A 13,264-nucleotide genomic window follows, 5' to 3' on the forward strand; every position below is an offset into this window, starting at 1 on the left:
CTCGCAAGTGATGATCAGGTGACCGGCGCCCACGCGAAAAAGTTTCAGCGGCTTTACCCCAGGCTATACGGGCGGATCAGCGGTACGGTCAAAGGGTGTTACATCTTGCTGGACAGGTTTGGGTTAACAAATCCGAACCCTCGGCGTAGCGTGCTATCGAAAGGCATGCTGTTGATGTGAGCCTACAGAGAGGTTGCCATGAATCGAATAATGCTTGGCCTTGGCGTGTTGACGTTGAGTGGCGTGCTGAGTCATTCCGCGCAGGCTGAGGTCGCCACGTCGCCCCTGTTATTGGCGCAAAGCCCGACGGGCAATGCCGGCAATCCGTACAACAGCCCGATTCGTCGGGCCAATCCCAACAGCATGCAAGGCACTCAACCGAGCGCGCCGGCGATTCGCGGGCCGAACACCGTGCCCGTGCCGCGACCGCCAACGCTCGACAATGGCGGCATCGGCAATCGCTACCCGCAAGACCGCTCGGCGCCCGTCAGCCCGCCGAAATTCATTTCCAATCCACCGCACCGAGATGCACCCACCGGCAACCGTTGATCCCAGGGCATAAAGCTTTGTTAGCCATTTTGACGACAAAAGGAATCGTGCATGTTGCGTAAAACCCTTCTGGCCACATTCTGCGCCAGCGCACTGATCACCACTGCATCGCCGGTTTTTGCGGCGTCGACCCAGGAATTGAAAAGCGAACAGGGGACGCTCGAAGTTACCCAAATTGCCAAGGGCCTCGATCACCCGTGGGCCTTGGCGTTTTTGCCTGATCAACAGGGCATGCTGGTTACTGAGCGCCCCGGCAACCTGCGCGTGGTCAGCGCAGACGGCAAACTCTCTGCGCCGCTGGAGGGCGTGCCGAAAGTCTGGGCCAAGGGGCAGGGCGGTTTGCTCGACGTGGTTCTTTCACCGGACTTCAAGGAGGACCGCACGGTGTATCTGTCTTATGCCGAAGGTGGCGGTGCTGGCGACAAGGCCGGCACAGCGGTCGGTCGCGGGCAATTGTCTGAAGACTTGAAGACGCTGAAGAACTTCAAAGTGATCTTCCGCCAGGAGCCCAAGCTCTCGGTCGGCAATCACTTCGGGTCAAGGCTGGTCTTCGACCGCGATGGCTATCTGTTTATCGTCCTGGGTGAAAACAACGACCGGCCGACGGCGCAGGACCTCGACAAGCTGCAAGGCAAAGTGGTGCGCATTTACCCGGACGGCAAGGTGCCCGACGACAATCCTTTCGTCGGTCAAAACGGCATACGCCCGGAAATCTGGTCATACGGCCAGCGCAATCCGCAAGGCGCCGCGCTTAATCCATGGACCGGAGTGCTCTGGGAAAACGAGCATGGCCCCCGTGGCGGTGACGAAATCAACATCATCGAGCGCGGCAAGAATTATGGCTGGCCGACAGCGACCCACGGCATCAACTATTCCGGCCAGCCGATACCCGAAGCCAGTGGCAAAACAGCCGAGGGCACCGTCGCCCCGCATCACGTTTGGGAAAAATCTCCCGGCCTGAGCGGCATGGCATTCTACGACGCCGACCGCTTCAAGCCATGGCAGCACAACGTATTCATCGGAGCGCTGGTCACCCAGGAGCTGATCCGTTTGCAGTTCGACGGCGACCGCGTAGTGCATGAGGAACGCTTGATGGGTGAACTCAACAAGCGCATCCGCGACGTGCGTCAGGGTCCGGATGGTTATTTGTACGTGCTGACCGATGATGACGACGGCGAGCTACTCAAAGTCGGCCTGAAATAGCGTTCTAGACGCGACCCCTGTAGCAGCTGGCGCAGCCTGCGTCCACGCGATCCCTGTAGCAGCTGGCGCAGCCTGCGTCCGGCTGCGCAGCAGCGGTCAAGTTAAATCATCCACGCAACTCCCGCCCCCGCCAACCCAGCACCACCAGATACAACAACGGCCCAACCGAAACAAAAACAGCCGTGATCAACAGATAAGGCAACACAGACCAACCCGAGTGCCCACGCTTGCGCGCATCCCTGTACATCCAGATCCCCGCCAGAGTCGCCAGCAAATACAGATCAATCACCACCTGCGCAGTATCAGGCCGGGACATCAGACTGATACCAAAATCGATCAGCGACTGCTCGGCCTGCATCATTACCGAAAGGGTATAACCAGAGAATGCGATCAAAGCGAGCAGGGGCAGGGCGACAGATTTCATGATGGCCTTCCTTGGTTTAAATGGATTTGCAGTTCCATGTCAGGCCATCAACGGCCGTAAAAACGTTCGTTCATAACTGACGATAAACTTCTTCTCGACTAACAACGCCACCAACGCGGTACTTTCCGTGTCAGTCATCGTGATGTGCCGGTAACTTTCATAGTCCGCCAGAGAAGGAAAACTGAACAGGCAGTAAGCAATATTGCTCGCTCCCTCGGAGGGCAAGAAGTATCCGTGATGCGTGCCGCCGAGACGCTCCACAATACGCAGCCACGCTTTTGCGTAGGCCTCGAATTCCGGCAGTTGATAGGGGTCGATCACATATTTGACATGGCAGGTAATCAAATCGAGCGCTCCCTTAGATTATTCCTGAACGGCTTTCTCGACTGTTTCCGAAGCCGACCAAACTCGGTAACGAACCTCGACGTCCTTGGGTGCATAAACAACAATCGGCAACTTGCTGTTGTAGCGCAACATAAAGCCGTCACCCACTACCGGCACGAAGTCTTGCTTACGTTCGCCATCGGGACAGGCCATTTGAGTGCTCATCGGCCCGATAACCGTTTCCAACCGGTAGAACGGATAACCCCAACCCTCGAGATTCTTTTCCTCAAGCATGCCGCCCAGGCGCTGTCGGTTGCAATCTACGGTAAGCGTTTTGCCGGCAAGGATCTCGACCTGAAAACTGTCTTCCCGGGTTTGTGGAGCGAGATGAATGACCTGGCGGGTGAAGCCATCCTCAGGCTTGGGGAATGGAGCAAATTTTTCAAGCGGCGCGGCGTCAGCGAATGAGGACAGCGCCGTAGCGATCAGCCCAACGGTAGTGACACAGGTCAGTGAACCCATGTTGCCTCCTTGCGTGTAAGTGAGGTCAGCGGATACTGAACTGACAGACTGCATTCTCACTGCCGTTTGCTGCCAATGCAAACGAGAGTGACGGGTTTGCAAAATGCATGAGAATCGAAGCCTATCTTGCAAATTGCATGAGGCACTCGATGGGTGATTTCGCTAAGTCCTTGATTCGCCGATGAGCTGCAGCGCAGGAATTGAGGCATGTTTTATGCTGTAGATGTCTGTTGAAGCTGACCGGATTTATACAGAGCCAGCATTGATCATTAATTGGCTATCTCACATTTAGGAGAGTACTGCCATGTTTCTGTCTGCCTTGGAAATTCGCAACATTGTTGAAACCGGTTTTTTACCGAAACGCTGCCAATGCACGTTGTCACCCGATCTGCAGATGACGGTTAAGGTGTTCGCCGACACGAGAACTGAGCAGGTCGAGCTGCTGGTGACCGGCATCAACGCGAGCAAGTTGAACAGTAGCCGCGCGATCAGCGAACTCATTGCTGGCCTGCGCACCGACTTGCAGCGTCAGACGAACGCTCAGCTTCTGCACCCGAACAGGCGCGCGCTGTAACTGCCCGCCGACGCTGCATCTCAGTCAGTTTTGCAGCCGGCATCCTTCGGACAGTTTGCGATAAGTGATCTCCGCAGGTCGGCCGGCGGGATCGATGTATTTCATATTGGCCGACACCACTTCACATTCCACCGTGGACGTCTCGGTCAGGGAAATGACCCTGGCCACATGCAACGGCATTCCGTATCGATACGACGCTGCGGTGGGCGACACGTCGTCTGCAGCGTGTGTCACACCAACAGATAAGGTGCAGGCGAGGGCGGTGGGAATTAGCAAAGCGCGCATGTTCATGAACGTTCTCCATTGCGGACAATGAGTCACCTCGACGGTGAGTCGGGTGTGCCGCACTGGGCGTCAGACAGCTCTGTGGCGTGCGGTCCAAGGGATTTTTAGGCCGGAAGGTTAAGCGGTGGTTAACGTAGCTGAGTGTTGGATTCCAACAGTCCCGTAGAAAAGCGCAATAGCCAGCAGTGTTTGCATTCGCAGAGCTCTTTTTCTTTTAGTTTTGAAAAAAAGTCCTCATTGGGTTATTAGGCTTCCGGAGTTACCAAGAGCCGTATGGCACCCCAAATTTCTCGACATAGGCTTTGGAAACGGCTGAAAGAGGCCGATGGTGTCCGCCGGACTTACCTTCATACGGGCCACGTGGATCAATCACGGCTTTGACCATAGTCACTTCAATCGGTGGCAGGCATGAACCGCCCACCCAGACTTTGGCGATACCTCCAGGCGCCAGTCCTATATCGATCGAATCGCGATATCCAGTGATCCATTTACCATCAAATCTGCAGAAAACCTTTTCTCCCCTGCGAATGAGCTCCCGAGTAGCCTCTGGGATATTAATCACCATCAGGTAGGTTTGCGGTTCGACCAGCGATTGCCAGCGGACATAGATCTGTTTGGGCAGGTCAGCCCCTGTCACACGCTTGCCGCCGCCGATGGCTGCTCTTTTAGGCCAGCCTCGCGGGTCGCCGGAATTGTTCGAAGGCTTTGATATTGAGGCAATTCCGCTCCACGCACGTGGATACACATGGTCCTGAACATCGACAACATCCGCTGTTTCGATCCAAACCTCCATATAATCGGGGGCCGAAAACCCCAATTCCCAAGAATCGTAAGGCATTGACTCGCTGTTGGCGAATGTGCAGCCACTCAGCAGCAAGGCGGGAAGAGCGACGCGTATAAAATTACTTATCAGGATCTTGATGCGGGTCACTCCCATGAGCCGTATGGCACACCAAATTTCTCGACATAGGCTTTGGAAACATCAGTGAGAGAGTCGTACTTGCCACCAGATTTACCTTCATAGGGGCCACGAGGATCAATCTCTGCTTTCACCGTGGTCACTTCGATCGGTGGCAGGCACGGGCCCAGTACCCAGACCTTGGCGATCCCCCCGGGGGCCAAATTCACAACCAATGCTTCGCGGTAGTCTGTTATAAACTTTCCATCAAAAGCGCAAAACACTTTTTCTTCTCTGCGCATGAGTTCCCTCGTCGACTCTGGTATTTCGATTACCATCTTATAGGTCTGAGGTTCGACGAGCGATTGCCAACGCACATAGATTTTTTTGGGTAAATCTGCGCCTGTCACGTACTTTCCTTTACCCCATCCAGGATTTTCAGGCCATCCTTTCGGATTCCCGCCATTATTTGGAGGTGTCTGTATCGCAGCGGTACCGCTCATGGCGCGCCGATAGACTTGCCCTTGAACATCAATTACATCCGCGGTCTTCGTGAAGTCAGACCTGGCGTTTTTCTTTTTCCCTGAGCGTATTCCATCAGCTTCTCATAAATTGGGATGAGCTCGACGGGAAGCGCTAATCTTGGATCTTCTTCGGGGATCTGTAAAAACGGTACGCCGTTTTGTACTGCCAATTCCCGCATGATTCGAAAATAGATTAATGACAGATCACTGCGAACTTCGCGTTGGCTGCTGACAGCCGCATAAACATGTTTCATATTTTTGCGATTATTCTTGCCAGTGCCACGGAACGGGACTTCCCAAGTCCTTACCTCCAGCGGGAGGTTGTATTGGGAAAGTTCCTGTGTAAGACGCCTCAAGTCCTATTGGGCCAGCTTGTAACTATTCGATTCTATGAAAGATAATTTCTCTTCGATGTCGCTTTTGCGAGGTTTGCTGAGCAATATTCGCTCCATCGCCCTGGGTAAATAGCCACCGCCCAGGTCCGAATGCACGCCTGGTAAAACAATATCCGCCGCCCCAATGCTGTTCAGAGCAGAATTATAACGTCGTTCATGACTGGCAACCAATTGTACGATTTTTTTGCGGCGTTTGGCGCTAAAATTATGTTGATGCCAGATTTGTAGGCGTTATTACCATCCAAATCCCCAATGAGCGGGTTGGCGATCGCTGCAGCTGTGTCATAAACGCCAATAAAATTTATGGAGCTATCGGTCTGCGGCTCCCATGCAAAATTGGCGGCTAAGCCAGGAGTGCCAGGGAGAACTGCTTAGCTAAAATACGTCATCAACGTCCCTTCGCACGTTGCCTCCGCCATCAAGCTCATACAGTAGTGAAAGCAACGCATAGGATTTAACCAGATTTTGTACGAATCGAAACGCGGATTGGTCATTTCCCAAATAAGATCCATAGCCGAAAACTGCTTCGACATAGCCAGTATTGGCCGCCTTTTCGTTCCATAGTCTGAAATTTTTGAGATCTTCTTTTTCAATGTATATGGCGGCAAGTCCCATCATGCCAGGTGGATACCCATTTTCTGCAGAGGCTTTCATCCAGCGCTCGATAGCGTCAGCGCGCTGGCCACGAAGCAGGAAAACCCCACCACCTTCCTGATACTTTGTAGCTAAGCGGAACTGAGCAAGCGCGAATCCATTCTCCGCTGATTTTCGATCCATTCATCATCGCCAGTTTTCTTGTACATCAAATACATGGATTCTGCATTCCCTCGCTCGACTCCTTGATTTGCGGTTTTATTGGCCAGGTCCATCCATTGTTTCGGAGTTCTCTGTGCTTTGGGACAGTTATTCATCTTGACGCACAGGTCGTCGGATGCTTGACCAAGCCTGATCATCGAATATACGTCACCAATTGCGGCAGAAGCCTCATACGCGGTCTGTGCTTCCGTAGTCATGTATCTCTTGTTATTCCGAATCGCCTCCCCAAGGTAGTATTGCGCTTCATGGTCACCCGCGTGGGCAGCGATCTTGAGGTGAGGAACCGCGGAAATCGCTTTGTACTGGTTAAAGAGAGCGATTCCAGTTGTCTTAGCAATTTCTTGATCTGGGGTAAGCCCGGCCAAAGTAGATGGCGAAACTATTAAGCAAATCAATCCAAAAACTACAGCGCTCTGAGGCAATATGTTCATAGCTTACCTGGATAATCTAATCATGACTCCACCGTTTTTAGTATTCGGTAATCAGTATCGACGAGCGCTCGCTTAACGACTCAATTTAAACGGAAAATAAGAAAGCGCCGGGTGATTTTCTTTCCACTGCGACGCCATCTTTCCTGCCTCATCCAACTGCGCCGGACTCATCGAGCTTCTAAATTTGGCTATGAGATAGTCTGCGTCTTCCTTCGCGCCGCCTCCGCCATCAAGCTCAGAGAATAGCGAGAGCAGCGCATGGGATCGCACGAGGTTCACGGGAAAACCGAAATCAGTGTTTTCGCCCGATAAGTAATAGGCGTAGTTAAACACAGCCTCGACATATCCTGTCGATGCGGCCCGCTCGGTCCAATTTCTCGCGCCTTCCAAGTCATTTTTCTCAACAAAACTGCTGTAAGACTGGTCATCGCTCTCGGATACCCTCCTTCTGCAGAAGCTTTCATCTAGCGTTCGACAGCATCCGCCCTGCGTGAGGGGGTGATGAAAAACCCACTACCTTCACGGTACTCAGTCGCGAGAAGATACTGCGACAGTGCAAATCCGTTTTCAGCTGATTGCTCAAGCCATGTTTTCTCGCCAGTCAATTCGTAGAGCAAATAATCGATTCTGCATCGTGTTCGGAGGCCTGTGCCAATGCCGTCGATTTTGCGGTTGCTATCCACTCTTGAGGCGTCCTTCGGCTTTTGGAGCAGTTGTTCATCGCCACACACAGATCAGAGTCCATCTCACCCAGTCGGATCATGGCGTAGATATTTCCTTGCTCCGCGGAAGCCTCATAGGCTTCCCTGGCCGCAGCGTCTATGTACCGCGTGTTTTTTCGAATGGCTTCGGCCAGATAGTAGCGCGCCTCAGCGTCACCACCCTCAGCTGCAGTTTTGAGAAAGGGCATTGCACTGACGGCTTTGTGTTGATTGTAAAGAGCTATTCCGTGCAATTTAGCAGCATATTGCTCCGCTGATAATTGAGCCCGGGTGTGAGGAGAAACCAGCAAGAGCAATATTCCGAGTCGCATCGCTTTTTTGAAAAAATCTTTCATAATTTATCTGGAAAATATGAAAGAGGAGGGTGATTCGCTTTCCATTCTTCCGACATCTGCTTTGCTTGTTCTATTTGTTCGGAAGTCAATTTTGCTGCAATTTCAGGAAGTATGTCATTTGCATAGTCTTTCATCCCGCCTCCGCCATCGAGTTCGAGTAATGTAAAGATCAGGGCGTATGATTTAATTGGGTCATATTCAAATCCATATTGTGAAGGCTTCTCGGATAAGTACGAACCATAGCCAAACACTGCGCTTGCATATCCTGCTTCTGCAGCTTTGATATTCCACGACCTGAAACCGTCGTAGTCCTTTTTATTTGCGAGTATCTCTGCGTAAGCCATCATACCTAATGGATAGCCTTCTTCAGCCGAAGCTTTCATGTAGCGCTCGACGGCTTCAGCTCTTTTGGATGGGAGTATAAACAATCCTTTTCCACTAAGGTATTCGGTCGCCAAATAGTATTGAGAGAAGGGGTATCCGTGCTCTGCAGATAACTCGAGCCATTTATTCTCGCCAGTCATATAGAACATCAAATACATGGCCTCCGCGTCCCCATTCTCGGCCCTTTGTTCGGTGGAAGTCGTGGCCAGTTTACGCCATTCGCGTGGTTCTTTCAGACTTGTTGGACAGTTTTTCATGGTGTTACAAAGATCATTGTCCCGTTGAGAGAGTCTGATCATCGCGTAAACATTACCTTGTAGCGCTGACGCTTCATAAGCATGTTGAGCTTCAAGTGTGATGAATCTGTTCTTTCTTCGCAGAGATTCGCCCAGATAATACTGAGCATCTGCGTCTCCTGCTTCTGCAGCCAAACTCAAATGAGTTATCGCGGAAGAAATTTTGAATTGATTATAAAAGATGATCCCTTTTTGTTTTTCTTCACCAACTTGGGCTTTGGACTGGTTGAAGAGAATAATCCCACGGTCTCGGTGCTGCTGTTCTGGCGATAGCTGGGCGGACGCTGCGTTCGCCCATGCTATACACGCCAGAAGGATGGTTAAACTTTTCATCTACATTAGCGACTCAGTTTATCTGGAAAAAATGATAGCGGCGGGTGGGTTGCTTTCCATTTCTTTGCAAATTCGCTGGCTTGCGCTAATTGGTCTGGTGTCATTTTGGCAGCAATTTCAGGCAGCTTTCCTTCAAGATATGTCTTAGCACTGCCGCCCCCATCCAATTCCTTAAGAAGAGAAACCAGTCCGTATCCCTTTACTAAGTCCAATTGAAAACCTACTCTGTCGGGTGTGTGAGATAAGTATGCTCCGTAGGTGCTAACGGCATTCTGATCGCCGGTCTTAGCTGCTTCTTCCAGCCAATAACGAACGCCTGGTAAGTCGCCTTCTTCGTATAATATTGCGACGTATGCCATCATGGCCTTGGGATAACCACCCTCGGAGGATAGCTTTAGCCATTTTGATATAGATTCCGATCGTTTCCAAGGCAGCAAAAACACTCCGCTCCCTTCTTGTTCGCCTATCGCCTTCCAATATTGCGCAATTGGATAACCTGCGTTTGCGGATTTCTCCAACCAGTCTTCCTCTATTGTAATTTGATACATTATAAACATTGCTTCGCTGTCACCTTGCTCGGCTTTTGGCTTGGCAAGCTTTTGCGCTTCATTCAACCATTCGATAGGTTGTTTGTTGGATGTAGGGCAATTTTTCATAGTCCTACACGTATCGTTCGAACTTCTACCCAATTGAATCATTGCATATAAATTGCCTTGTTCAGCTGATTCCTCATACCATTTAAGGGCTTCGAGAGTCATGTAGTGATGGTTTTTTCGCAATGCTTCGGCTAAGAAATATTGAGACTCGCCATCACCGGCCTCAGCCGCAATAGACAAAAGAGGGACTGCCGAAACAGCCTTCATCTGGTTGTAAAGTTCGAGCCCGCGGATTTTTGCCGCTTCTTGCGTTGGGTTTAACTGCGCGAACGCATGGGCTGCAAAACACATTAATACAAATGCGACTATTTTATGTGTAGCTTTATGTGTGATCATAAGTTTCCGATAAATCCGCTTTGATATATTTAACGGTGCCGCTTGGAATATATGTTGTTCCACGATATTGGCTTCTTTTACAAAATCCATCAATATTGGCGCCAAGGGTTGTCACGTGTTTTTTGTAAGCGGCGCGTATCGAATCACTTTGATCGTTGAACAAGCTGAGAACACTTTCTGCCATAAAGCTATCAAGTGCTAGTCTGGCTTCGCAGTATGTCTGTCCGTCATCTTTAGATATCTCGCCAAATTTGTTCATGCTCATGCAGATATCTTCAAATTGTCGTTGGGCTTTATCGATAGATCCTTTCGACTTTGCATTATTTAATATCCAGCCAAGTATTCTTTCGATCGCTTGCTGCTGTAAAAGGTGAGTGTCGGACTTTCCATACTTAAGCTCTCTATTTGATTCACCCGTGGAGCTCGTACGAGTAACGGAAAAATCAACGGGAGGGCTTATTAGTGTGTTTAATAGTGCTCCAAGGGCTCCAGGAATAGCGTTAACGCACCACTCCTCGAGCTCTGATTGATTTTCATAATTAATGATCGTATCTGCAATCGGGCCGCCTTTTTCCGAAGCAGTCAAAGACTCATAAATCGACATAATGGTGTCGATCCCAAGTAAATACACCATCCCAACATCAAACCCACAAACTGCCAAAGCATTCAGGTTCGACATTACGGTAAGTGCTTCGTCATCAACCATGATGAACGGATTTTGCTTGTTTTTATAAAGCTCACGCCGGAACAGGTTAATCAACTCTGTTACAGCGTCGTAGCCCACTTCAAATTTAAATGCGCCACCGACACCGGGGCCAGCGACTAACGATGCCTTCAGTACAAGGATTAATTTGCCGTTATGCAGCGAAATGCTTGCCTCACCTTTTGCGCCTAAACCTGCAGCGACATTTAGCTCTGCGGTCAGACGAGCGAGACTGAACCACTCGTTGGTCTTCATCGGATCTTTAGATCCCGACGTGGGAGCTCGTTGAAGCATGGCGACTTCCGAAGGTGGGGCCCAGTTCAACGCGCCGGTCACCATGATCCCTGACTGCAATCCCGCGTATAAATTGAAAGCTGCTTTACCGCCTTGCTGTATTTGGAGATTCGCAGGGGCTCCTTTGATTTGAGTGCTGGTTGCGGTGTGAGCGAAGTCGCGTTTGTCGCCGGTACGTACCACGGGCTCGGGCGGTGCCAAGTGGAACCCTGCATTTCCAACGTCGAGCGCTATCTCGGAAGACAGCAGTAGAGATGCACCCGCGTAGCCCCACGCTTTGGCGCCAAGATACAGCGAAAATCTACCGAGATTCAGTGTTTGCTGGATGCTGTTGGCATCCAGGTAGTTAAACGTGATTTCTTTGGCTTTGCTGCGGTCAGGCAAATCCACTTTGAAAAGTTCCACTTCACCACGTGCGAGATCAACGCCGAATGAAGCTTTCGCAGACGCTTGAAAGCCTTCAGCTACGGTAAAGGCCGGACCTTCGACTTTTGTTGAGCCGTGGATGATTTCGCTGGACGACGATGTCAGGCAACGTACCAATTGCGCTTGTGGGCTGACATCAAAAATGCGGAAAGTCTTGCGAACGTTGTCTTTGAATAGAACCTGCTGCAGTCGGGTTCCCCACTCTTTACGGTTGCCGGCGCTATCGAGTGATGTGACTTTGTAATTGCGGGTTTGCAAGTAAGCGTAAAATTTTTCGATGTCGAACCAGCCCTCTGTTGAAAACCAATCGCTTTCCTGGTCTTTGATCCGGAGGGCACCTTCTTGCTGAAGCCATTGGCCGAACAAGTTCAACTCACTGTCTGCCGCAGCTTTGCCGCTGCTATCGCCTGGCCGCTTACTCAAGTCCTTGACTTTAGCGCCGACTTTTCTCCAGTCGTTTTTGATTGTCGCTTGGAGTCTCGGGAGCGAATACATGCTGAGGTAAGTGAGTGGTTTCTTCAGGTCATCAAGCATGCTCATTTCGTGAAGCGGAAAGCCGTCCTTGACTAGCCTGTCCATCGGTTTGGGCTGAAACTGTTCCGGCTCCCAGAGCAGGTGTCGGCGGACAGGTGCCGTTTCTGTATTTTTCTCCGCTTGCTGCCTCAGCTTTTCCTTTTCAGCTTGTAACCGGTCCCATTCGGCTCGTTCCAGCGCAACCAAATTCGCAGGGGCTTTGGCCTGCCGGCCGCTTGCTTCTATCCATCCTTTATATTTCGTGCTCAGACGCTCGTTGACTTCTTTCTGCTGCTGCTCTAATGCGAGGTACTGCTTGAACAGATCGACGCCTCCTTCCAACGAAGCACCGCTAGTGGGAATCAGGGCAAATTCGGGGAGAGCGATCCCATATTGAGCAACGTTGGTAATCGAATCCAGATAAGCGACATAAATCGCCTTTCTAGTTAAACGCTGTACTTCCTGATCACGCACATAAGTACACAGGGGAAGATGGTTATTGGTCCCGCAAGTCGCGACCTCGTCCAGCCGCTTTTTGTCTTCCGCCAATAACGGGGCCAATTCTGCGGAGCCCAAAGTTGCCAGGTCCTTTACTTTGAGTAACGTTTCTCGAGCTTTTAGATAGCGCTGAACGCCTTCGCGTGCGGCGATGGCTTCGGGGGAGTACAGGCTTCCACTTTCGTAGGCATAACCCTTTTCTTTAGCAGCCGCGATGGCAACGCGCTTCAACTTTTGCCATTCACTATGAACTCCGCGCACTAGAGTGGCGTCCTGCTGTGCTGCCATCCATTCAGACTTTTTGATGTCATCTTTTTCGGCACGGGTCAGAGCCGCTGACGTCTCTGATGCGATGGGTGCCTTAGCTTTTCTGCGCTGCTGCGCCTCTTGTAACGTGGCATCCAGGTCACTGATGGTCGGATATTGCGCTTCGATCTCCAGCATTCGAGCTTGCTGTTCGCCAGCGAGAAAATTGCCCAGCTTCGGTTCAAGGAAGTATTCCAGTAGACCCGTGCTGTAGAGGCCTTTCTTGCGCTCCTCAGCGGTTTTGCTTGAATTCACTTTTTGATCGAGGTCATTCGCTGCTTCTTTTAAGGCTGACGTCGTACGTTCTGGAAGCAGCCAGAACGATTCATTTTCTGTGTCATAGATCGCGCTGCCGTATGTTGTTGAACACGGCGTTTTCACTTTGTCGAAGGAGGCGAGTGATTCCTCGGGGGCGCCGGGCTGCTCACCAATATCCCGAGGGGGTGGCGCACAGACTTCTGCGACAGGCGGGACAACCTTTGTGTTATCTGCTTCAGATTCCATAAATGCTTCCATT

General features: G+C 51.1%; 16 protein-coding genes. 3 read left to right on the top strand and 13 right to left on the bottom strand.

What is annotated here, in order from left to right; all coding sequences use genetic code 11:
* The first annotated feature begins 198 nt into the window (after positions 1–198).
* On the top strand, positions 199–549 hold the full coding sequence (locus tag DU29_RS0101490) for a hypothetical protein (protein ID WP_028620097.1): 351 nt from the start codon (positions 199–201) through the stop codon (positions 547–549).
* Between the two features lie 51 nt (positions 550–600).
* On the top strand, positions 601–1,752 hold the full coding sequence (locus DU29_RS0101495) for a PQQ-dependent sugar dehydrogenase (protein ID WP_028620098.1): 1,152 nt from the start codon (positions 601–603) through the stop codon (positions 1,750–1,752).
* Between the two features lie 106 nt (positions 1,753–1,858).
* Here the strand turns inward: DU29_RS0101495 and DU29_RS0101500 are convergent, their stop codons facing one another.
* The 3 genes from DU29_RS0101500 to eco are packed head-to-tail and all read right to left on the bottom strand — an operon-like array spanning position 1,859 to position 3,022.
* Positions 1,859–2,176 (bottom strand): DUF2834 domain-containing protein, encoded by a 318-nt coding sequence (locus DU29_RS0101500; protein ID WP_028620099.1) that lies wholly within the window; start codon positions 2,174–2,176, stop codon positions 1,859–1,861.
* Between the two features lie 39 nt (positions 2,177–2,215).
* Positions 2,216–2,521, bottom strand: a complete 306-nt coding sequence (locus tag DU29_RS0101505; protein WP_028620100.1) for an NIPSNAP family protein — start codon at positions 2,519–2,521, stop codon at positions 2,216–2,218.
* Positions 2,522–2,539: 18 nt separating this feature from the next.
* Positions 2,540–3,022 (bottom strand): serine protease inhibitor ecotin, encoded by a 483-nt coding sequence (gene eco, locus DU29_RS0101510; protein ID WP_028620101.1) that lies wholly within the window; start codon positions 3,020–3,022, stop codon positions 2,540–2,542.
* Between the two features lie 304 nt (positions 3,023–3,326).
* On the opposite strand from eco, the gene DU29_RS0101515 reads away from it, so the two are divergent.
* The gene (locus tag DU29_RS0101515; protein ID WP_028620102.1) at positions 3,327–3,596 is read left to right on the top strand and encodes a DUF1652 domain-containing protein; all 270 of its coding nucleotides are present in this window, start codon (positions 3,327–3,329) and stop codon (positions 3,594–3,596) included.
* Positions 3,597–3,620: 24 nt separating this feature from the next.
* Here the strand turns inward: DU29_RS0101515 and DU29_RS0101520 are convergent, their stop codons facing one another.
* From DU29_RS0101520 to DU29_RS0101555, 10 genes are all read right to left on the bottom strand, one after another.
* Entirely contained in the window at positions 3,621–3,887 is a 267-nt protein-coding gene (locus DU29_RS0101520) for a DUF2790 domain-containing protein (protein ID WP_028620103.1), read from the bottom strand.
* 253 nt (positions 3,888–4,140) lie between these two features.
* A complete protein-coding gene (locus DU29_RS0101525) occupies positions 4,141–4,791 on the bottom strand; it encodes a DUF2931 family protein (protein WP_028620104.1) in 651 nt (216 codons plus the stop codon).
* Between the two features lie 17 nt (positions 4,792–4,808).
* Positions 4,809–5,282 carry a DUF2931 family protein gene (locus DU29_RS01000000129345; RefSeq protein ID WP_081832413.1) on the bottom strand — a complete coding sequence of 158 codons (474 nt, stop codon included), beginning with the start codon at positions 5,280–5,282 and terminating at the stop codon, positions 4,809–4,811.
* Between the two features lie 791 nt (positions 5,283–6,073).
* Positions 6,074–6,475, bottom strand: coding sequence for a sel1 repeat family protein (locus tag DU29_RS1000000130850; RefSeq protein WP_152635502.1), 402 nt, complete (start codon positions 6,473–6,475; stop codon positions 6,074–6,076).
* Positions 6,424–6,945: a hypothetical protein gene (locus DU29_RS1000000130855; protein ID WP_050483050.1), complete on the bottom strand. Its 522-nt coding sequence runs from the start codon at positions 6,943–6,945 to the stop codon at positions 6,424–6,426. Before DU29_RS1000000130855 ends, DU29_RS1000000130850 begins: the two co-directional genes overlap by 52 nt.
* A 72-nt stretch (positions 6,946–7,017) precedes the next feature.
* The gene (locus DU29_RS1000000132120) at positions 7,018–7,278 is read right to left on the bottom strand and encodes a hypothetical protein (RefSeq protein ID WP_152635503.1); all 261 of its coding nucleotides are present in this window, start codon (positions 7,276–7,278) and stop codon (positions 7,018–7,020) included.
* 268 nt (positions 7,279–7,546) lie between these two features.
* Positions 7,547–8,002, bottom strand: a complete 456-nt coding sequence (locus DU29_RS1000000132125; protein ID WP_152635504.1) for a hypothetical protein — start codon at positions 8,000–8,002, stop codon at positions 7,547–7,549.
* Positions 7,999–9,015 carry a tetratricopeptide repeat protein gene (locus DU29_RS0101545; RefSeq protein ID WP_028620105.1) on the bottom strand — a complete coding sequence of 339 codons (1,017 nt, stop codon included), beginning with the start codon at positions 9,013–9,015 and terminating at the stop codon, positions 7,999–8,001. The genes DU29_RS1000000132125 and DU29_RS0101545 overlap by 4 nt, the downstream gene beginning before the upstream one ends.
* Before the next feature lie 5 nt (positions 9,016–9,020).
* Positions 9,021–10,007, bottom strand: a complete 987-nt coding sequence (locus DU29_RS0101550) for a tetratricopeptide repeat protein (protein WP_028620106.1) — start codon at positions 10,005–10,007, stop codon at positions 9,021–9,023.
* The gene (locus DU29_RS0101555; RefSeq protein WP_028620107.1) at positions 9,994–13,251 is read right to left on the bottom strand and encodes a hypothetical protein; all 3,258 of its coding nucleotides are present in this window, start codon (positions 13,249–13,251) and stop codon (positions 9,994–9,996) included. The genes DU29_RS0101550 and DU29_RS0101555 overlap by 14 nt, the downstream gene beginning before the upstream one ends.
* Positions 13,252–13,264: the final 13 nt, after the last annotated feature.

It is taken from the genome of Pseudomonas sp. Ant30-3, assembly GCF_000690905.1.
In the GTDB taxonomy this organism is placed as follows: Bacteria; Pseudomonadota; Gammaproteobacteria; order Pseudomonadales; family Pseudomonadaceae; genus Aquipseudomonas.